Source organism: Hymenobacter sp. UYP22 (genome assembly GCF_040547285.1).
In the GTDB taxonomy this organism is placed as follows: Bacteria; Bacteroidota; Bacteroidia; order Cytophagales; family Hymenobacteraceae; genus Hymenobacter.
This window is the reverse complement of the sequence record NZ_JBEPPK010000004.1, coordinates 289,556-309,578: the sequence shown is the minus strand read 5'-3', so window position 1 is coordinate 309,578 and position 20,023 is coordinate 289,556. Positions and strand designations below refer to the sequence as shown.

Genomic DNA, 20,023 nt, shown 5'->3' with positions numbered 1-20,023 from the left:
GGCAAGGTTACTCCGGCACGTACTGCAACACGCTTAGGTTCTCGTCCGTCAGGATGTCGTTGGCCAGTTCCAGCAGTTGGGGGGCGGTGATGCGGCGCACCTGGTCGAAGATTTCGTTGATGCTTTCTACCCGGCCAATGTCGAGGGTGCTTTTGGCCAGTAGCTGCATCAGGCCGCCGTTGCTTTCCTCAGCCATGGCTAGCTGGCCCATTAGCTGCTCCTTGGAGGTGTGCAGCTGGGAGGTACCTAAGGCCTGTTCGCGCAGCTTCTTCAGCTCCTTTTGCACCAGCGAGATGGTACGGTTCACCTGTTTTTTCTCCGTGCCGAAGTAGATGCCGAACAGGCCCGTGTCGGTGTAGGGCGAGTAGGTAGCATCAATGGTATATACCAGGCCGTACTTCTCGCGCACAGCCAGGTTGAGGCGGGAGTTCATACCGGGGCCGCCCAGCAGATTGCTCAGCAGGAAAAACGGAATCCGCCGTTCATCGTGCAGCGCGTAGGCCGGCCCCCCAATCAGGCAGTGGGCCTGAGTAATGGGCTTGCGCTCCAGGCGCTCCAGGCGCTGGTAGCCGCTGAACGACCGGCGGGGCCGGGCGCCCAGCTTGGCCGGCAGCGGGGCCAGAAACTTATCGGCCAGGCGCTTCACTTCCTTGAAAGGCAGATTACTCACCGAACTGAACACCAGCCGGTCGGTACGCACGTTTTCCTGCAGGAAGGTATAAAAATCGGCTTGCTGAAAGCCAGATACACTTTCGCGGGTACCCAGAATATTGTGGCCCAGGGAGTGCCGAGCAAATACCACGTCGTCGAAGTCGTCGATGATGGCGTCCTCGGGGGCATCGTGGTACATGGCCATTTCCTCCAGAATCACCCCGCGCTCCTTCTCAATTTCCTTCTCGGGGAAAGTGGAGTTAAACGTCAGGTCCGTCAGCAATTCAAACGCCCGCTCAAAATGGGTGCTGAGCAGGGAGGCGTAAAAGCAGATTTTCTCCTTGGTGGTGTAGGCGTTCAGCTCTCCGCCCACGGTTTCGAGGCGGTTGAGAATGTGGAAGCTCTTGCGCTTCTCGGTGCCCTTGAAAGCCATGTGCTCCCAGAAGTGCGCCAGCCCCAGCTGATGGGGTTTCTCGTCGCGGGAGCCAATATCCAGCAGGAAGCCGCAGTGCGCAATTTTGGTGTGCAACACTTGTTTATGCAAAACCCGGATGCCGTTGGGCAACTCGTACAGGTCGTAATCGGACATTTTATGGGGACTTAGGAACTTGGGGGCGTAGGGACCTGGTGGAGGTGCCAAGCACTGCCCCGGCCCTGTATAACCATGTCACCCGGCATGTAGTTGCAAAGGTAGGGGCGGTGAAATTGTGAAGTGGTGAGTTCGTGAAATCAGGGCGTCATTTTGAAGGGAGTGAAATGCCTTTTTGCGTACAGATGGGTCGTTCAGCAATGTTCTAGCCTATGTAGGATTCTTAGCTTCGCTCAGGATGACGCCCTGACTTCACAAACTCACCACTTCACAATTTCACCGCTTCCGCCTCGGCTAGCACCGCCAGCAGCTGCTGGGTACGAATACCGTGGGCGCAGTGGAAATGGCCCAGCGGGCACTTGCGGTAGCCGTGCAGGCCGCAGGGGCGGCATTCCAATTCCTCCTCCAGCTCCACCACGCGCGAGAACGGACTTAGCGGTCCAAACCCAAAAAACGGTACCGTGGAGCAATACACCGCGCATACGGGCGCACCCACGGCCGAGCAGAGGTGCATGGGGGCCGAATCGTTCACGTAGTTGAGCACCGCCCCGCGCATGAGGGCCGCCGAAGCCAGCAACGACAACTTGCCCGATAGGTTGACGACGCCCGGCCGCTGGGTGCGCTCTAACAGCTGCTGGCAGGCGGCCGTGTCGGGGGGGCCACCCAGCAGGTACACGGTGTACTGCGGGGGCAACGCGGCCAGCAGCTTCAGCCATTGCTCCTCCGGAAACTGCTTGGTAAACCACACTGAGGTAGGCGCAAGGCAGATGTAAGGCCCCGCAGCAGCGTAGGAGGCCGCAGCGGCTTCATCAGTGGGGGTAGGGTAGAGGCGGGGCGGCACCACCGGGCCTTCGTAGGCGGGGCTGAGCAGATGCAGATTGCGCGACACCTCATGCACGCCGGCTGCTACCACGTGCGGAATGGCCCGCGTAAACCGAAATGCCAGCGGGTTTTTCTCAAAGCCAATGCGTTCCGGGGCCCCCGAAAAGGCAGTTAGCAACCCGGTGCTGGCAAACCGCTGCAGGGTAACCACCCGCCCGTACTTCGTCTGCCGGATTTGCTTGAGCAGTTGCCAGAGGCCGCCGTACTTGTTGGTCCTCTTATCCCAGATAAGCACTTGGCGCACATGGGGGTGGTGTTGCACCAGGCCTTCGTTGCCCTTGCGTACCAGAAAATCAACCGGGGTGGCGGGCTCCGTTTGGTGCAGATACTCCAGCAGCGCCGTGGCCAGAATCACGTCGCCAATGAAGGCAGTCTGAATCAACAGGATGGCGGGTGGGGCAGCGGGTTCGGGCATAATACAATATCAGGCCACAAAGATACCAGTTCAGCGCAGGTTCACCACCTTTTCGTCTTATTGCTCGGTAAGAGTAGCAGCCGCCTGTGCTATGCAGCAAGCCAGCGCCGGTACCCGGAAGCCGCCTGCTTCTGCCTAACTTGGCCCGGCCGCTTCGGCGGCTACCTTTGGTTTCCGTTTGTGTCACTTCATCCGTTTCCCGCCCATGCGCTACGGCTCTATTTCGCCCGACCTGTTTACTGAGAACCGCCGCCGCTTCCGCGAGCAGCTGCCGCCCGCCTCATTGGCTATTTTCCACTCCAATGATGTAATGCCGACCAACGCCGACGGCACCATGGCCTTCCGCCAGAACAATGACCTGTTTTACCTCTCCGGCGTAGATCAGGAGGAAAGCATTCTGGTTATTTTCCCGGATGCCGTGCTGCCCCAGTACCGGGAAATCCTGTTCCTGAAGGAAACCAGTGAGCATATTCTGGTGTGGGAAGGCTACAAGCTCACCAAAGACCAGGCCCGGGAGCAGTCGGGCGTGCCCACCATTATGTGGCTGGATTCCTTTAAGAGTGTGCTGCCGGCCCTCATGAACGAGGCCGAAAACGTGTACCTCAACTCCAATGAGCACATTCGGGCCGTGGTAGAGGTAGAAACCCGCGACGCCCGCTTCATCAAGTGGATTAAGGAGGCCTACCCCTTGCACCAGTACCGCCGGGTAGCCCGCCTCATGCACCAGCTGCGCGCCATCAAGAGCCCCGAGGAAATCCGGCTGATGCAGCGCGCCGCCGACATCACCGACAAAGCCTTCCGCCGCCTGCTGGGCTTTGTGCAACCGGGCGTGATGGAGTACGAAATCGAGGCCGAAATTTTCCACGAGTTTCTGCGCAACGCCTCCCGCGGCCCGGCCTACGGCAGCATCATTGCCTCGGGCGAAAACGCCTGCATCCTGCACTACGTCAGCAATGACCGGGAGTGCAAGGACGGCGACGTGCTGCTAATGGATTTCGGGGCCGAGTACGCCAACTACGCCGCCGACCTGTCCCGGTCAATTCCCGTGAACGGCACGTTTACCAAGCGCCAGCGCGAGGTGTACGAGGCGGTGCTCAGCGTGATGAAGTTTGCCACGGCCCGCCTGGTGCCCGGTGGCAGCATTGAGGAGTATCACGCTGCCGTGGGCCAGCACATGGAGCAGCAACTCATTAAGCTGGATTTGCTCAGTGAGCAGGACGTGCGCAACCAAAATCCGGCCGCTCCGCTCTATAAAAAGTACTTCATGCACGGTACCAGCCACTACCTGGGCCTGGATGTGCACGATGTGGGCTTCAAGTACCGCACCTTCGAGCCGGGCATGGTGTACACCGTGGAGCCCGGTATTTACATCCGGGAAGAAGGGCTGGGTATCCGCCTCGAAAACGATATTCTCATCACCCAAACCGGTAACGACGACCTGATGAAGAATATTCCGCTGGAGGCCGCCGACATTGAGCGGCTAATGCGGCGGTAAGCTGGCGCCGCATTACCTGCGCTACGCAAAAAGCCCCGCGCTCCTAAGCAGGAGTGCGGGGCTTTTTTAATTTTTTTCCGGCAAAATTTTCTGGCACAGCTGGCCAAGAGCCGTGTAGCCGATAATGGCCCGTTGATAGCTGTAAGTAAGTATATAACTTATTGAATATGTAACAATTGTAGCCAATGCCGTTGAGGTAAAAAATGTGCCTGTTTAGGCGCAGGACAACTTTATTACCTAAGGGTAGGTATAGGCGGGTAGTCCGGAGCATGGCCGACTACAGGCGTTTTGCTTCCAGCTAAGCCATTTCTTCCACCTAATTTCGCCCTCATGAGACACCTTTTAGCAACCTCAACGGCCCTGGGTCTGACGCTTCTGGCGGCAGCTCCGCGGGCTCAGGCCCAGACGGCCGACCGGAAGACGGCCATTGGCCTCAACGTAAGCGCCATGCAGTACAAGGGCAATTTCGGCTCTGACTACTGGAAGTTCGGTGAGAACAAATACGCTCCCGGCATCACCTTTAGCCGCTACATTTCCCAGGGGCTTGATGTGCAGCTGAGCGGCAACTACGTGGAGTTCAAGAAAGATGCTCCGGCCGGCGCGCCGTATTTCGGTAGCAACTTTGCCACCAACGTGGTAAACGTAAATCTGGGCCTGAAATTCAAGCTATTTAAGGATGAATCCCCCGTGCGGCCCTACCTGCTGGCGGCTCCGGGCCTTACCTACACCAGCCGGGAGGGAACCATCAACCGCAACGGCACGAGCACCAACATTGCCAACGACAAAAACCACTTCGACCTGTTCGGGGCGGCTGGTATCGACTTCCACTTGGGGGAGGCGGTAACTCTGTTCGTGCAAACTGGCCAGCACGTGCCGCTGAACGCCAACATCGACGGCGACCCGGTTCGGGATGACAACAAGTTTGATGACCGGTTCCTGCAGCATACCGTGGGCCTGAACATTGCCCTGGGCAAAGCCAAGGATACCGACGGTGACGGTGTGCCCGACCGCAAAGACAAATGCCCCGACACGCCCAGCGGCGTGGCCGTAGACGAAAACGGTTGCCCCCTCGACGGCGACAAAGATGGTGTGCCAGATTACCAGGATCAGTGTCCCACGGAAGCTGGTACGGCTGCTATGCAGGGTTGCCCCGACCGTGACAACGACGGTGTAGCCGACAAAGATGACCAGTGCCCCGACCAGGCCGGCCTGCCCGCCCTGCGCGGTTGCCCTGATGCCGACGGTGACGGCGTAGCGGATGCTGCCGATAAATGCCCCGATACCCCCCGTGGTACCCAGGTAGATGCCAACGGTTGCCCGCTGGTAGTGGACGCTGACGGTGACGGTATTCCAGACTCGGCCGACAAATGCCCCGATACCCCGCGTGGTGCCAAGGTAGATGCCAACGGCTGCCCCATGGAAATTGACCCAGGCGTGCGCAAACTGGAGCAACCTGTTCGTTTCGAAACCAACAGTACCGTTATCAAGCGCACCTCCTACGGCACGCTCGATAAAATGGTGAAAGCCCTGAAAGACCACCCCGAATACAGCCTGCGCGTAATTGGCCACGCCGATTCCCGTGGTACCGATGAGTACAACCAGGCTCTGTCGGAGCGCCGTGCCGGCTCGGTGAAGCGCTACTTCACCGGCAAGCAAGTTGACCCCGCCCGCGTGGTTACGGAAGGTCGTGGTGAGTCGGAGCCTGCTGCGCCGAATACTTCCGCCTCCGGCATGTCGCAAAACCGTCGGGTAGAGTTCAAATTTGAATTCTTCATTCCTAACGCTCCCCAGCCCTAAGCTGCCGGAGTAACCAACCTACAAAAGCGGCGTACCACTTGGTGCGCCGCTTTTTTTGTCCGCCTGTGCCCTTTTCCTCTCTCCGTTCATCCTATTTTTTGCTCCCATGAAACTTCGTTCTTCCTCCTTGCTGCTTGCGGTGGTTCTATTGCTGCTGGCCGGTTGCCGGGCCAGCGGCCCGGGCAATCCGGCCCGCACCGTAGCTGAGTTCTTCAACAAATACGAAAACCGCCCCGGCTTCAAAGCCACCGACTGGAACGCAGGGCTTGGTACCCGCTTTATTCTGGGCCGCTTAGGCAAGCTGGGCGGCGGCACCGACCTCACCCAGGCGTTGTCCTCCATCCGCGCGGCGCGCATCATCACCTTCACCCCCACCAGCAACTCGGCCCGTGACCTGGTAACTGAGGGCTTGAACCGGGAGGTCGATGGCCTGCTGGCCAACGAGCGGTATACCCCTCTAACCACTACCAACTCCGATATGCCCAACCAAATGCGGTACTCAGTGCGGGAGCAGGGGGGCAAAGTGACGGAGTTTGTAGCCGTAGGGAAGCAGGAAACCACCGACTCCTTTGTGCTGATGTCGGTGGCGGGTAGTTTCACGAAAGAGCAGGTAGCCGAACTCGGGAAGGTGCTGCCCAGCGTTATCAGAGAGTAGCGGAGTACTTATATCCCTGGTCATTCTAAGCACAGCGAAGGACCTTACCGCGTTGAAACGACCATCGTGCAAACGACTCGTTTAACGCAGTAAGGTCCTTCGCTGTGCTTAGGATAATTAGGTGTAACTGCTCCTCGGCTCTCCCTCAGAACTCCAGCGTATTCAGGAAAAAGACGTCACGGCCGGGGCCTTTCTCGGGGCGCACGTGCTGGTAGCCCACAGCCAGAAACCGACTGCCATACCATTCCATCAGGTATTCCTGGGTGGTCTCGCTGATTTTGTCGGTGGGGTTGGGCGTTTTTAGCTTCACCTCCCAGTCGTTAGGGGTATCGGCAGCGCGGTCTACTACCTTATAGTGAAAGTCCTCATCTTTCAAATAAGCCATAGCCATACGCTGCCCATCCCGGAAGGGCCGGATGCGCACAGTTTCCTGCAACTGAAAGTGGTCCACTTCCTTGAGGAGGAAGGAATTGTCCCAGAGTAGGTTGCCCTGGCGGTCGAAGCCGCAGATGAGGGCGTGCGTGGTGCGGAAGCCCTCGGAGCCGCGGCGCGTATTGTAAAAGTTGTTGTAGCGCGAAGGGTAGCCAAAACCGTTGTAGCCAGGCAGCAGCCCATAGCTGTAGGGGGAGGTCCAGTTGGTGGAGTTGGCATAGCGCGGATAATACACTTCTGATACCAGCACGAAACCCTCTGGGGTGGGCAGCATATCGTGCATGAGCAGCTGAAAACGGTGGCGGTACTGCCGGTCAGAGGCTTTAAGCCGGGCACTGCGCTGCCGCATCCGGGCCAGGCGGGCAGGCTTCATAAAGTCGAAGAAGTGCTTGAAATTCAGAAAGTCGTAGAAGCGCAGGGAGCGACGCTGGCCAGTGGGGGTTACGCCGGCCGTGAGGTCGGAGGCAAACAGGCCCTGGGAGTAGCGCGAGTCGCGGAGGGTGTAGGTGCCGGCCAACAGGCGCGCGGCACTGTCGCCGGGGCTGAGTTGCGCATCCAGCAGGCCCCGCTCACTGCCGGCCTGCACAAACTCCGAGCGAATCAGCCGCCCATCCTCGTCCAGCTGCTTTAACTGCAGCCGCGACTTAAACCCGTTGGATTCACTTAGAATCAGCTCGGCACGCTTGGTTACCGAATCGGCCAGAAAGGTGAAGCGGGCGGGCAGAGGTTCAAACACCGAGGGCAGGAACTGGAACTGAGCCGTGTGCAAGTCCAGCAGCAGAATGGTTAGGTGCTGGTCCACTTCCACGGTTACAAATAAGTTGCCATCCAGCGCCTTCAGCTCCTGAATTCCCCGGGCGCGCTTGGTCTTGAACTCGCCAGTGCCCAGTTCGCCGGTGCGGGTATCATAGGCCGCCACCCACAACGTGGCCGGGTCGAGGCCACTGAATACGGCGTACACATCAGTGCCCTCGGCGCAGATGCGCTGGAAGTCATAGCCGCGCGGTACGGGTATATCTACCTTGCTCTGGGGCTGCAGCGCGTGGTTGAACTTCTGGAAGAAAAACTCCGGCTTTCCGGCTATGCGCGGGTCGCGCTCCACCAGCAGCACCACGCTGCTGTCTTCGGCAATGGGCTGCACCTGCACATCACTGTTATGGGTGGCCAGCTCCAGCTCGGCGCGGTAGGTTTGCTGGGGCTCAAAGGGGGGCTTAGTTGCGGGTGATTTTTGCGCATACCCCCCTACGCTACTGGCCAGAAAGCAGAAGAACAGGTACAGGTATTTCATACAGGCAAGTGGAAAAGTGGCAGAAGGCCGCTGAACTCTAGGAAGATACTGCGAAACTCGCGCATGACCTAACACGCAGCCTGGTAATTAGATGCCCGAAATGCGTAAAATGCACACGGCCCACCCATCTTTTTTGGGTGGGCCGGGTTAGGGCAATTCACATGTGCAGCTGGTTGCAGGGAAATGGTATTGCAGCAACCAGCTTATGCGTACCAGCGTGGCAGCAAGCTGCTGGGCAGGTACGGTAGGCTAGTTACCCAGCTCCACCAGGGTGTCAAACTCCTCGGGCCGCAGAGCCATTACGGAAAGGCGGGACTGGCGCAGCAGGCCAATCTGGCTGAGGCGGGGCTCCTGCTTGATTTGGGCCAGGGTAACGGGCCGGGCAAAGGGCTGCTGGGGCTGCAAGTGTACTGCTACCCAGCCGCTACCGGCTTCGGCGGTGGCATCGGGGGCGGCCGGGGCGGCCACTTGCGCAATGCCCACTACCTGCTTATCGGTTACGCTGTGGTAGTACAGTACCAGGTCGCCGGGCTGCATCTGGTGCAGAAAGTTGCGGGCCTGAAAGTTGCGCACTCCGGTCCAGTCGGTGCCCCCGTCGCGCACGAAATCAGCCCAGGAGTACGCGGCGGGTTCGGATTTAACAAGCCAGTAGTTCACGTAGTCGGTCAGTCAGAGTGAGAGAATGACGCAAAAGTACCACGGCGCTGCCAGCTGGCCTCCGCAGGTTGTGCTCTACTCCCGGCGGGCCTCCATTTTGTCGGCGTCCACGGCTTTCACGCGCAGCACGTAGCCCGACCGTTGCGGATCAAGGAACTGGATGCGGTAGGTGGTGGTGCTGAGCTGCTGCCAGGTGCCGGGGTAATCCACTGGTCCATCGGCGGGGCCAAGGCCTGACTCCACGAACGTATGGTCGGGGTGCAGCTGAATAACCTCGTAGTGCCAGCCCGCTTCAGCTAGGTTGGTAGGCGTGTACGTGGAGTAGCCTTGCTGGGCGGGCCGAAACGTGTTGTGCCAGCGTGGCCCAATTACAGCGTCCGGAGAAACCGGGTTATCTTCTTTCTGACAGGCGGTAGCCAGTAGCATGGCTCCCAGCAAGGATACAGTAGCAAAACGCATACGAGTCGGCATAAACCAATGAATAGTCTCCCAAAGAGAGGCCTGGTACCTGCCGAAAGGTTGCAACTTGGCTTATTGTTCCACGCGGCGCACTTTCAGTACGTCGTTCTCCAACGATACCACTTCCAGCTGGTAGTCGGGGTCCTTTTTATCGTCGAGCGTAATGCGTAGGGTATGGTCATTTTCGGCGGCCCAGCGCCCTTTGCGCCCCTCAATACCGTCGGTTGGGGCAATATCATACTGCGTAAACAGGCCATTGTGCTCGAAGGCAAACCCAGTGCGCCCCCGGGAAGGCGGGAAGGCGTAGGTATTGGGTCGGTACACGCGCACGTCGCCCTGATCTTCCTCGTGGGCGTGAAGCCAGGTGCGCTCCAGCTGCTTAAGCTGACTGGCTGCTTTGGAATCGGGTTTGCAAGTGGCGGCCAGTAGCACAATACTCAGGGAGGCCAGCAGAGAAAATAAACGCATAAGCAGGGGGAAGTAAGCCGTTGCCAGTGAAACGGGACTGGGCGCAAGGTAGTTTATTGATTGGTAGTTGTTTGTTGATAGGTGATTATCCGTAGGCCCTGGTGCTGGACTAGGCGGATGACAACAAAGCCATCCGAATGCCGCCGAGGCTGGCTTCTGCACTTCGCCAAACCGGCCGTCCACAAACAATCAACCGCCAGCAAGTAACAACCACCAACCATCCTACCTTTGCCGCCCTATGGATAACCGCGCCCTCATCCGAGCTTTCCGCCTCACTGCCCAGCTACTGGAGCTGCACGAGGAAAACCCGTTTAAAATCCGGGCCTACGAAGGCACGGTGAATGCCCTGGAGCAACTAACGGTGCCCGTGGCCGATATTGAACGCCACGGGCTGCCCGACCGCACAGGCCTGAGCAAAACCGCCGCCGCTAAAGTAGCCGAATTGCTCGATACGGGCTCGTTTGAGGAGCTAACTCGCCTGCTGGCGGCCACCCCGCCCGGCGTGGTGGAGCTGCTGAAGATAAAAGGCATCGGCCCCAAAAAAATCCGTAGCCTGTGGAAGGAGTTAGGCATTGAAAGTGCCGAGCAACTGCGTGCAGCGGCCCAGAACAACGAGGTCAGCAAGCTGAAAGGTTTCGGGCAAAAAACCCAGCAAGCCATTCTGGAAGCCCTGGAATTCACTGACCAAAGCCGTGGCAAGTTGCTTTACCCCCAGGCCGAAGCGCTGGCCGAAGACCTGCAGAGCCGCCTGGCCGCCACGGCGGGCATCGAGCAGGCCGCCGTGGTAGGGGAGGTGCGCCGCCGCCTCGAAACCATTGAAACCATTACGCTCGTAGCCGCTACCACCCAGCCCGCCGCCGCGCATCAGCTGCTCAAGAGCCTGGATGGCCTCACGCCCGACCCGCACCGCAGCGGCCCCCTGGCCTGGCGCGGCACGGCCACCGAATCGGGGGTGAAAGTGCAGGTTCTGCTGACGTCGCCTGCGGAGTATACCAATGAAGTAGTGTTGCATTCGGCCGCCGCTGCCCACCTCAATGAGGTGGTGACAGACGAGGCCCGCCCCGGTCAGCCCAACACACTGCGCCATTGGCTGAAGCGGGAGCAGTTCAGCTCGGAGCAGGCCCTGTACGAGCGGGCCGGCTTGCAGTACGTAGAGCCCGAGTTGCGCGAGGGTCTGGGCGAGCTGGCGCTGGCCCGCGCCGGCAAGCTGCCCCGGCTGCTGGAAGACCAGGACCTGCGCGGCTCCCTGCACAACCACAGCACCTACTCCGACGGCAGCCACAGCCTGCGCGAAATGGCCACCTTTCTGCAAGGCCAGGGCTACGAGTACCTGGGTATCTGCGACCATTCGCAGGCGGCGCACTACGCCAACGGTCTGCCACCGGAGCGGGTGCGCCAGCAGCAGCAGGAAATTGACGAGCTGAACCGGGAGCTAGCTCCGTTCCGCATTTTCAAAGGCATTGAATCGGATATCCTCTCTGATGGCTCCCTGGATTACCCAGCAGCCGTGCTCGAAACGTTCGATTTTATCGTGGCTTCGGTGCACAGCAACCTCAAAATGGATGAGCAAAAGGCCACCACTCGGGTACTGCGCGCCATTGAAAACCCGTATACCACCATGCTGGGCCACCCCACCGGCCGCCTGCTGCTGCGCCGCGAGGGGTACCCGCTCAACCACAAAGCCGTCATCGACGCTTGCGCCCAGCACAACGTCATCATCGAAATTAACGCCAACCCCTGGCGCCTCGACCTGGACTGGCGCTGGGTACACTACGCCCTGGACAAAGGTGTGCAGCTCAGTATCAACCCTGATGCCCACCATACCAACGGCTACGCCGATATGCGCTACGGTGTGCTAATGGGGCGTAAAGGCGGCCTAACCAAGGATATGACGTTCAATGCCAAATCGGCGGCGGAAGTAGCGGAGTATTTCGCCCGGCGCAAGGCGGCCATCAAGCCCCCGTTAGAGTTCAAGGATTCGTTGTTTGGATAGTCTGGTTGCCAGGTGGTGGTTGTCAGTTGTCAGGTGCTGGTTACCAGTGTGACCCAGGCAACAAACAACTGGCAACCAGCACCTGACAACTGGCAACTGATGCTTATGAAAATTCTCGTTCTGCGCTTTTCCTCCATCGGGGATATTGTGCTGACTACGCCCGTGGTGCGCGGCCTCAAGCAGCAAGTGCCGGGGGCTGTGGTGCACTACGCTACTAAACCCGCCTTCCGTGGCATTCTGGAGGCCAACCCCTACGTGGACAAGGTACACTGCCTCACAGGCTCCTTGCAGGAGTTGGTGGCTAGCTTGCGGAATGAGCACTTCGACTTTGTGGTGGATTTGCACCACAACTTACGTACCTCTCTTATTAAGGCGCAGTTAGGCGTAAAGTCGGCGAGCTTCAACAAGCTGAACTGGCGCAAGTGGCTGCTGGTGAACCTAAAAATGGACACTCTGCCTCGGGTGCATATTGTGGAGCGGTACCTGGCCGCCGCCGCCGCCCTGGGCGTGCGCAACGATGGGCAAGGGCTCGACTATTTCATTCCGCCGCCAGATGAGGTGGACATCAAAGCCGTGTTGCCGCCGGCTTTCCACCAGGGCTACGTAGCCTTTGCCATTGGGGCCCAGCATGCCACCAAGCGCCTGCCCGTGGAGCGGATTATTGAGTTGTGCGGGTTGCTGCGGCGGCCGGTGCTGCTGCTGGGCGGCCCCATCGACGAGACTACCGGCCACGTAGTGGAGCTGGCCTTCGACCAGGGTGCCGCCGCCTCCCCACCCACGCCCGGCCGCATTCCGGATAGCCTCTACTACTTCCCGGACCCCACTGCCGTCGCGCCGGCCACCATCATTTACAACGCCTGCGGCAAGTTCAACCTCAACCAGTCGGCTTCCCTGGTGCAGCAGGCCCGCCTGGTGGTCAGCCACGATACCGGCCTGATGCACATTGCCGCCGCGTTCCGCAAGGAAATTGTTAGCGTGTGGGGCAATACGGTACCGGAGTTTGGCATGTACCCCTACCGCACCGAGTTTCGGGTGCTGGAAGTGAAAGGGCTGGATTGCCGCCCCTGCTCTAAAATCGGCTACGAGCAGTGCCCCAAAGGCCACTTCCGCTGCATGCGCGACATTCGCTTCGACCTGCCCCCGGCGGGGTAGCGGGCCGGAGCTGCGCTGAGAACTGAGTGTACTCCGTGGCCGTGGACTATCCGCCGGGAGTACCTGACTTCTTAAATGTTTTCAGCCGGATGGGCACGCCCAGCGTGGCGCTGAACCCGGAGCCCCGTACGCGCAGCGTAGTGCTGCCCCGCTGCGAGTTATAGCGGTACTCCACCGGAACCAGTAGCATATCGGTCAGGCCCTGAGTGTAATACAGGCTCAGGTTCAGCCGCTCTTTGCCCAGGCGGTAAAACCGGGCCGTTGCCCCCGCCGTGACAAACGTGCCGAAGCGCCGTTTGGTGATTATCTTTTCCTCAAACTCAATAACATCATAGGCCAGGCCGCCCCCGCTCAGGCTACTGCAATCCTCGCAGGTTCGGTTGTTCCAGTTCAGGCCGGAGCCCAGTACGGCATCAAGCCGGAAGCTGGCCAGGTACAGGTGGTTGAGCGTATCAAGCTCCTTGATATTGTACTGGCCGATACGCTTGCTGACCAGAACAGGAAACTGGTGCATGTAGCGGCCTGCACTAACTCCGCTTCTTTCTCCCTCGAATGGGTTAACGGTATATTTCTGGGGTACTTTTATGCTGTATGCCCAAGCCAATGTGCTACCACTGTATCCTGCTGCTATGCCCCAATTCTCCTTAAGCTGTAACCGTAACATTACTACTCCTTGCTCATCAAATCTTAGCGAACTGTATGCTTTAAATGGCTTACGAAATTTGCCAGAATAAGCGCCTTCCGCAAAGTTATAATTGATGCCTGCCCTCAGGTCTAAATACAGCTTGCTTTGTGCTTGGGTATTCAATGATAAAAGAATGGTTATAAATAATATTATTGGTGAAAATCTTGATTTCATGGTGAAGGATATTTTTCAGTGAAAAAGAAAACGGCCACTAATTCAATAGTGGCCGTTCTATATTCTACCATTTATGTTCTATATGATAATTAGGAGTCGTGTATTGGCCTACTCTAAACTTGACATCTGCTTTGTAGCGTTTGAGGCCTTTCATTGAATTGAAGTAGCGGTGAGTGACGGTGTTATGGTCGCCAGTTTCATTACCAAAATAAGGCGCCCCAATATTGTTGTAAGAGTTTAAATTGGACTCAGTATATGTTTCGCACATGGGCTGCCAGTATGAACCAGGGTCAGGTAGAATATACATGGTCGCGGGTGAGCCTAGCCATGCGCCATACCAGGTTTTCTTCTGGTGACTGGCTTTAGCTATTATAGAATGGTATATACCAAAAGGTTGGTACACTATTTTGCAATGCATACGCCCTTTGCTACTATAGTATTGATGCTCATCCTTTTTTCGCCCATCTGCACTTTCCCCGCACCCGATACCAGAGCCAATGCGAATGGTTCCTCGGAAATCAGCTCCGAAACTGGTGCCCTGGTCACCGGCCGCCAGCAGACCGAATATGTCCTCGTCAAAGTTGAAGTACCGGACAGTTATACTCTCGCTAAGCTCATCCGTGACAAACTGCTCATAATAGGTTTCCTGTACCACTGGGATATAGGAAACGATGTTGTTGGCCAAATCAATGCGGAAGATTTTGTCCTCAATCTGGATGGTACCTTCCGGCGAGAGCATAGCCGCGAAGAAGTCATCATGGATAATTAGCCCTTCATCTACGGACTCTGAATAAGGCTCGAAGTACGGTTCAATCGGTTCCTCTCCGTCTACCGGAATGCGCATGGCGGTGGTTCCGCCGCTGGCTTTCGCCTTCTCCTTTAGCTCTTTCTCCTGCTGTTTCTTGGCGTAGCGTGCCCGCAGGGAGGAAAAGCCGTATTTCTTTTCCCACTGCTCCAGATGCTGGGTCGTGGTTTCGCCGGGGGCCAGCTTGTCCAGCTGAGCGGCGGCTTCCAGAAAATCGGCGCTGGTGGCAAACGCCAGGTACCGGCCCTTGTTTTTGGGTTCTCGGGCACCTTTGGCCTCCTGCGTGGCGTGCGTGGCCGCCGGAGAAGGAGAACTATCGGTTTCTTTCTGGCAGGCGGAACCGGCTAGCAGCAGGCTACAGGCGGCCAGCAAAGCGGCAAACCGTGGGGGGGGGGGAGATGTTTGAACATGATAGAAAAAATGGTAAAAGGGGTGAATAGAACACGGTGTTGTCTGCGTGCTGTGGCCAAAACCAGCCGGCTGAGCTAGTCAGGAAGTGGTACAGCGCACAGGGCGCGGGCAATAGGGGTAAATAGGATGGCCACGAAAGTGGCAGGGCGGTACTAATGGCTCAAACCTAGCCAAACAATCTGAAAGCACAACAGTACTAGTAAAAGAATACCAGCGCAGCAAGTGGAGAGCCGTGGGCCTGGAGCTACGTGCATGAGCAAAGGGCTGAATATTAGGCTGATTGGGCAAGTGGTTGTTCCAACATGAGCTGGGAAAGTATTCTGCCCTACATTTGTTTACCAGCTACTTAATCTGAACTCGGGACTTGTGTTTCCGACCTTGCCCCGAATGACTTCTCCTTCTGAATCCGTAGAAATTCTCGCCCGCCTGCGTCAGGAAACCCGCCCCTCCCACGATGCGCTGGAGGCCAACGAGTTCAACCAGGCCCTGACCGCCGGCACAATTTCCGAGGCCGCCACGGCCCGCTTCCTGGCTAAGCTCTACGGCTTCGTGGTGCCGTTTGAGGAGCAGCTGCGCGCCCACAGCCACTGGTTCGGGCCCGAGTGGGAGCTGGAGCGCCGCTTCCGCAGCCCCCTACTCAGCCAGGACTTGCCGGCCGCCGAAACGCTGCCGCTAGCCTCCAACCTGCCGCCTCTGCACACCCGGGCTCAGCTGCTGGGGGCTTTGTACGTGCTGGAAGGCTCCACGCTGGGCGGGCAGGTAATTGCCCGCCAGCTGGCCAAAAACGGTATTCCTACCCGGGCCTACTTCAGCGGCCACGCCGAGCAGACCGGCCCGCTCTGGAAATCCTTCGTGCAGCTGCTGGCCGCCGCCGCGACCCCCGAAACCGCCGACGAAATCGTAGCGTCGGCTTCCCTCACCTTCCAACGCTTACACCAGTGGATAGAATAGGCCTAGTACTCACCGATGAAACCCTGGTAGGCCAGGAAATCAACCTGACCAACTGTGACCGGGAGCCCATCCATATTCCGGGCCTGGTGCAGCCCTACGGCTTCCTGCTGTGCCTGGATGAGCATACGCGCCGCGTTGCCCAGGCCAGCGCCAACACCCAGGAGCTGCTGGGTATTCCGGCTCAGGAGCTAATAGGGCAGGAGCTGGGCTACCTATTTGAGCCCGCCCGCCTCGCCGACGTCAATGCCCAGCTGGACACCCTGCGCGAGGGGCACCGGCTGCTGGGCGTCCGCCTGGATCTGTTGCCCGGCCAGCCGTTCTACAAGCTCATCATGCACCGCTTTGATGGGTTGCTGTGGCTGGAGTTTGAGCCTGTGGACGCGGCCTCCGATGGCCCTTTGAACCTGCCTTCCCTCAACGATGCGCTGGGCCAGATGCTGGCGGCTACGTCGGTGGTGGAGTTCTGTGAGTACGCTGTGCAGCAAGTGCGCAATATCACCGGCTTCGACCGGGTAATGGCTTACCGCTTTGCTGAGGACGAGAGCGGGGAGGTGGTAGCTGAGGCCTGCCGCCCCGATTTGGAATCTTTCCTGGGCCTGCATTATCCGGCCACCGATATTCCTAAGCAGGCGCGGGCCATGTACCTCAAAAACTGGCTGCGCTTTATTCCGGATGTGGGCTATGGTCCTGTGCCGCTGGTGCCGGCCCACCACCCCACCGCGCCCCGCCCCCCCGACATGACGTACGCCATTCTGCGGAGCGTGTCGCCTATTCACGTGGAGTACCTGCAAAACATGGGCGTGGGCGCTACCATGACCATTTCCCTGATCCGGGACGGGCAGCTGTGGGGCCTGCTGGTGTGCCACCACTACTCGCCCCGGCTGGTGAGCTACGAGCTGCGCGACTTGTGCCAGTTCATCGGCAAAACCTTCTCGGCCCTGCTCAAGAGCAAGGAGCAGGCCGATGATTACCTCTATCAGGTGAAGCTCCGGGAAAACCAGGCCCGCCTGTTTGGCCTGCTCACGGAGTTTCCCGACTTCCGCAAAACGCTCTACGACCACCTGCCCGCCGTAAAGGAGGTATTTGACTGTGGCGGGGTCATATTGAGCTTTGATGGGGACGTGGCCACGTACGGTACTGCCCCCGCGCTGGCCCAGGTAGCGCCCCTGCTCACCTGGCTGCATGAGCACATGCAGGGTGAGCTGTTTCATACCAGCTCCTACGCCCGTCATAACCCCCGCGGAGTGGAAATTCGGTCCTCAGCTAGTGGTATTCTGGCCATTCGACTGGGTCACTCCGCCGATGATTTCCTGATCTGGCTGCGGCCCGAGGTACTGCAGACCGTTACCTGGGCTGGGCAGCAGCAGAAAGCCGAAGTGCGCAAAGACGGGGAGATTTTCCTCTCGCCCCGCCAGTCCTTCTCCGCCTGGAGCCAGTCGGTGGAAAACACGGCCTTGGAGTGGAAACCCATAGAAGTTGAAGCTGCCCAGGAAATTCGCCTGCGCATTGCCGATATCCGCCTGCGCCTGTTCAACCAGATTCAGGAGCGCGCCCAGACCCTTTCCCGCCTCAACGCCGAGCTGGAACGCAGCAACGACGAGCTGGACTCCTTTGCCTACGTAGCCTCGCACGACCTAAAGGAGCCCCTGCGCGGTATCCATAACTACTCGCTGTTCTTGCTGGAAGACTACGCCGACAAGCTCGATGCCGATGGTGTAAACAAGCTGGAAACCCTGGTGCGCCTGAGCCAGCGCATGGAATCCCTCATCGAGTCCTTGCTACAACTCTCGCGGGTGGGCCGCTTGGAGCCCGAGGTGAAGGAAGTAGATGTAAACCAGATCCTGCAAGAGGTGACCGAGGTACTACAGCCGCGCTTTGCCCAAACGGGTACGGAGCTTGTTATTGCCGGGCCATTACCCACCGTGCACGCCGACCCCGTACGCCTGCGGGAAGTGCTCAACAACTTGCTCACCAATGCCATGCGCTACAACGATAACTCAACCAAAACCGTAGAAGTAGGCGTGGCTCCCGCGGGCAAAGTAGGCCCACGCGGGGTGATTGATGGGACGGAGTATCAGGTGCTGTACGTGCGCGACAACGGCATTGGCATTGCGCCCCGTCATCACGCCAATATTTTCAAGATTTTCAAGCGTTTGCACAGCCAGGACAAGTACGGCGGCGGTACTGGAGCCGGGCTGGCCATTGCCAAAAAAATGATTGAAAAGAGTGGTGGTCAGCTCTGGGTAGAATCCGAATTAGGCCAGGGCGCAACGTTTTTCTTTTCTGTTCCGAAATAAAGTCATGAGTTCTGCTTCGTTAAAGCCCGTTTTAGTGGTAGAGGATAGTGCGGAAGATTTCACGGCGCTTGGCCGGGCTTTCCGAAAGCACGCCTTGCAAAATCCGGTGCTGCGCTGCGTTGATGGCGACCAAGCCCTGGAATATCTGCAGGGTTACGGGCGCCACGTAAGCTGGCCGGCAGTATTGCCCGCCATTATTCTGCTGGATTTGAACATGCCCGGCACGGACGGGCGGCAAGTGCTGGAAACCATCAAGCAGGACGATGTACTGAGCACTATTCCGGTTATCATCTTCAGTACTTCCTCCAACATGAAGGATATTGATGAGTGCTACCAACTGGGAGCCAACAGCTACCTGACCAAGCCCATTGAGTATGCGGCGCTTGAGGAAAAAATACAACTGATTGTGCGCTATTGGCTGGAAGCTGTTGAGCTTCCGGTTGCCTAATTGCGCAGCTTGCCCCGCTTTCCTTTGCCTGTGAAAAAGATTCTGCTGGCCGATGATAACGTGACCGACCGGGTGCTCTACCGCCGTTTTCTCGGCAACCAGCTGGGGCATGAGAGCCTGGAGTTTTTTGAAGCCACCTCCGGGGAGGCTGCCGTTGCCTTGTACGAGCAGCTCCAGCCCGACTGCATGCTGCTGGACTACAACCTCCAGGATATGGATGGGCTGGCGGTGCTGGAAGAGTGCCGCCGCCGCACTACCAACCGGGTTATGTGCGTGGTAATGATTACCGGCAGCGGCAATGAGCAGCTGGTAGTGCAGGCGCTCAACGGTGGGGCCGCCGACTACTTGGTAAAAGGACAGTTCGACCGGGACTCGCTGAACAAAACCGTCCGCCACGCCATCGAGAAAACGGAGTGGCAGCAGTACCAGACTCGCTACCACGGCGAGCTGCAAAGCATCAATCAGCAACTGCGTGACTCCCTGGCCGAGTTGACCGATACGCGTCAGCAGTTGCAGATTCGTAACCAGGAGCTGGCCGCCATCAACCAGGCCCTGGCCCGCACCAATGCCGACCTCGACAACTTTGTGTACGCCGCCTCCCACGACCTGCGCCAGCCCGTGCACAATCTGCAGGGCTTGTTTGACGAGTTGCGCCGGACTGCCGTTTTCCCCGACCCCGAGGATGCCCAGGTGCTGCGGATGGTAGATGTATCGTTGCAGGCTCTTACCACTACCATCACCGACTTAGCCACCGTGGTGCAGGAGCAGCGCAGCATGGGTACGCAAGCCGTTGAGCAAGTGGCCGTGTCGGAAATAGTAGAGGAGGTATGCAGTTCCCTGCGCCCCCAGATACGCAGCACCAGCGCGCAAATTCACCTGCACGCTGACAGCTTGCGGGAGGTGGCGTATGCCCGCGCCAACCTGCGTACCATTCTGCTCAACCTGGTGTCCAACGCCCTGAAATACCGCCATCCGGCCCGCTCCCCCGAAGTAACCATCCGCTGTTACCGGTCTGGTGGTAAAGCGGTAGTAGAGGTGCAGGATAACGGATTGGGCCTCAACTTACACCGGCACGGCCCGGAGCTGTTTCAACTGTTCCGGCGTTTTCATCCGGGGGTAGAGGGCACTGGTGTGGGCTTGTTTTTGGTGAACCGCCTGGTTGAAGCTGCTGGCGGCCGCATAGAGGTAGAAAGCCAGGAAGGCGTTGGCACCCTGTTCCGGGTTCACCTAGAGTAAAGGAGCCTAGCATACCTTTGCAGTGCTAAGTAGACTGAAATAAAACGGCCGACCTGCTACGTAGCGGGTCGGCCGTTTTCGTG

General features: G+C 58.5%; 17 protein-coding genes. 9 read left to right on the top strand and 8 right to left on the bottom strand.

All coding sequences use genetic code 11. From position 1 onward, the window contains the following. Nucleotides 1-7: 7 nt before the first annotated feature. Both ABIB60_RS09850 and ABIB60_RS09845 read right to left on the bottom strand, forming a co-directional pair. Entirely contained in the window at nucleotides 8-1,240 is a 1,233-nt protein-coding gene (locus ABIB60_RS09850; RefSeq protein ID WP_354579533.1) for a M16 family metallopeptidase, read from the bottom strand. A gap of 268 nt (nucleotides 1,241-1,508) precedes the next feature. After that, nucleotides 1,509-2,537 carry a glycosyltransferase family 9 protein gene (locus ABIB60_RS09845; RefSeq protein ID WP_354579531.1) on the bottom strand — a complete coding sequence of 343 codons (1,029 nt, stop codon included), beginning with the start codon at nucleotides 2,535-2,537 and terminating at the stop codon, nucleotides 1,509-1,511. A 205-nt stretch (nucleotides 2,538-2,742) separates the two neighbouring features. Here ABIB60_RS09845 and ABIB60_RS09840 point away from each other — a divergent pair, with 205 nt between their 5' ends. The 3 genes from ABIB60_RS09840 to ABIB60_RS09830 all read left to right on the top strand — a co-directional run bounded on the left by ABIB60_RS09840 (nucleotide 2,743) and on the right by ABIB60_RS09830 (nucleotide 6,484). Beyond that, a complete protein-coding gene (locus ABIB60_RS09840) occupies nucleotides 2,743-4,032 on the top strand; it encodes an aminopeptidase P N-terminal domain-containing protein (RefSeq protein WP_354579529.1) in 1,290 nt (429 codons plus the stop codon). A gap of 330 nt (nucleotides 4,033-4,362) precedes the next feature. Next, nucleotides 4,363-5,829, top strand: a complete 1,467-nt coding sequence (locus ABIB60_RS09835) for an OmpA family protein (RefSeq protein ID WP_354579528.1) — start codon at nucleotides 4,363-4,365, stop codon at nucleotides 5,827-5,829. Nucleotides 5,830-5,935: 106 nt separating this feature from the next. Continuing rightward, on the top strand, nucleotides 5,936-6,484 hold the full coding sequence (locus ABIB60_RS09830) for a DUF4252 domain-containing protein (RefSeq protein ID WP_354579526.1): 549 nt from the start codon (nucleotides 5,936-5,938) through the stop codon (nucleotides 6,482-6,484). A 145-nt stretch (nucleotides 6,485-6,629) separates the two neighbouring features. Here ABIB60_RS09830 and ABIB60_RS09825 read toward each other — a convergent pair whose 3' ends face one another. The 4 genes from ABIB60_RS09825 to ABIB60_RS09810 all read right to left on the bottom strand — a co-directional run bounded on the left by ABIB60_RS09825 (nucleotide 6,630) and on the right by ABIB60_RS09810 (nucleotide 9,788). Then, entirely contained in the window at nucleotides 6,630-8,204 is a 1,575-nt protein-coding gene (locus tag ABIB60_RS09825; protein WP_354579524.1) for a hypothetical protein, read from the bottom strand. 249 nt (nucleotides 8,205-8,453) lie between these two features. Beyond that, nucleotides 8,454-8,861 carry an EVE domain-containing protein gene (locus ABIB60_RS09820; protein ID WP_354579522.1) on the bottom strand — a complete coding sequence of 136 codons (408 nt, stop codon included), beginning with the start codon at nucleotides 8,859-8,861 and terminating at the stop codon, nucleotides 8,454-8,456. Between the two features lie 75 nt (nucleotides 8,862-8,936). Then, nucleotides 8,937-9,320 (bottom strand): hypothetical protein, encoded by a 384-nt coding sequence (locus tag ABIB60_RS09815; RefSeq protein WP_354579521.1) that lies wholly within the window; start codon nucleotides 9,318-9,320, stop codon nucleotides 8,937-8,939. Between the two features lie 72 nt (nucleotides 9,321-9,392). Next, complete coding sequence (locus ABIB60_RS09810; RefSeq protein ID WP_354579520.1) at nucleotides 9,393-9,788, bottom strand: hypothetical protein; 396 nt, start codon at nucleotides 9,786-9,788, stop codon at nucleotides 9,393-9,395. 238 nt (nucleotides 9,789-10,026) lie between these two features. On the opposite strand from ABIB60_RS09810, the gene ABIB60_RS09805 reads away from it, so the two are divergent. Continuing rightward, nucleotides 10,027-11,781, top strand: a complete 1,755-nt coding sequence (locus ABIB60_RS09805) for a DNA polymerase/3'-5' exonuclease PolX (RefSeq protein ID WP_354579518.1) — start codon at nucleotides 10,027-10,029, stop codon at nucleotides 11,779-11,781. 105 nt (nucleotides 11,782-11,886) lie between these two features. Next, nucleotides 11,887-12,933, top strand: coding sequence for a glycosyltransferase family 9 protein (locus tag ABIB60_RS09800; RefSeq protein WP_354579517.1), 1,047 nt, complete (start codon nucleotides 11,887-11,889; stop codon nucleotides 12,931-12,933). 46 nt (nucleotides 12,934-12,979) lie between these two features. Here the strand turns inward: ABIB60_RS09800 and ABIB60_RS09795 are convergent, their stop codons facing one another. Then, on the bottom strand, nucleotides 12,980-13,447 hold the full coding sequence (locus ABIB60_RS09795; RefSeq protein ID WP_354579516.1) for a hypothetical protein: 468 nt from the start codon (nucleotides 13,445-13,447) through the stop codon (nucleotides 12,980-12,982). A gap of 409 nt (nucleotides 13,448-13,856) precedes the next feature. Continuing rightward, nucleotides 13,857-14,969, bottom strand: coding sequence for a hypothetical protein (locus tag ABIB60_RS09790; RefSeq protein WP_354579515.1), 1,113 nt, complete (start codon nucleotides 14,967-14,969; stop codon nucleotides 13,857-13,859). A 426-nt stretch (nucleotides 14,970-15,395) separates the two neighbouring features. Between ABIB60_RS09790 and ABIB60_RS09785 the strand changes: the two genes are divergently transcribed. The 4 genes from ABIB60_RS09785 to ABIB60_RS09770 are packed head-to-tail and all read left to right on the top strand — an operon-like array spanning nucleotide 15,396 to nucleotide 19,940. Continuing rightward, nucleotides 15,396-15,959: a biliverdin-producing heme oxygenase gene (locus ABIB60_RS09785; RefSeq protein WP_354579514.1), complete on the top strand. Its 564-nt coding sequence runs from the start codon at nucleotides 15,396-15,398 to the stop codon at nucleotides 15,957-15,959. Continuing rightward, nucleotides 15,947-18,256: an ATP-binding protein gene (locus ABIB60_RS09780; RefSeq protein ID WP_354579513.1), complete on the top strand. Its 2,310-nt coding sequence runs from the start codon at nucleotides 15,947-15,949 to the stop codon at nucleotides 18,254-18,256. Before ABIB60_RS09785 ends, ABIB60_RS09780 begins: the two co-directional genes overlap by 13 nt. 4 nt (nucleotides 18,257-18,260) lie before the next feature. Next, entirely contained in the window at nucleotides 18,261-18,704 is a 444-nt protein-coding gene (locus ABIB60_RS09775) for a response regulator (protein ID WP_354579512.1), read from the top strand. 30 nt (nucleotides 18,705-18,734) lie between these two features. After that, nucleotides 18,735-19,940, top strand: a complete 1,206-nt coding sequence (locus tag ABIB60_RS09770; RefSeq protein WP_354579511.1) for a sensor histidine kinase — start codon at nucleotides 18,735-18,737, stop codon at nucleotides 19,938-19,940. The last annotated feature ends 83 nt before the right edge of the window (nucleotides 19,941-20,023 follow it).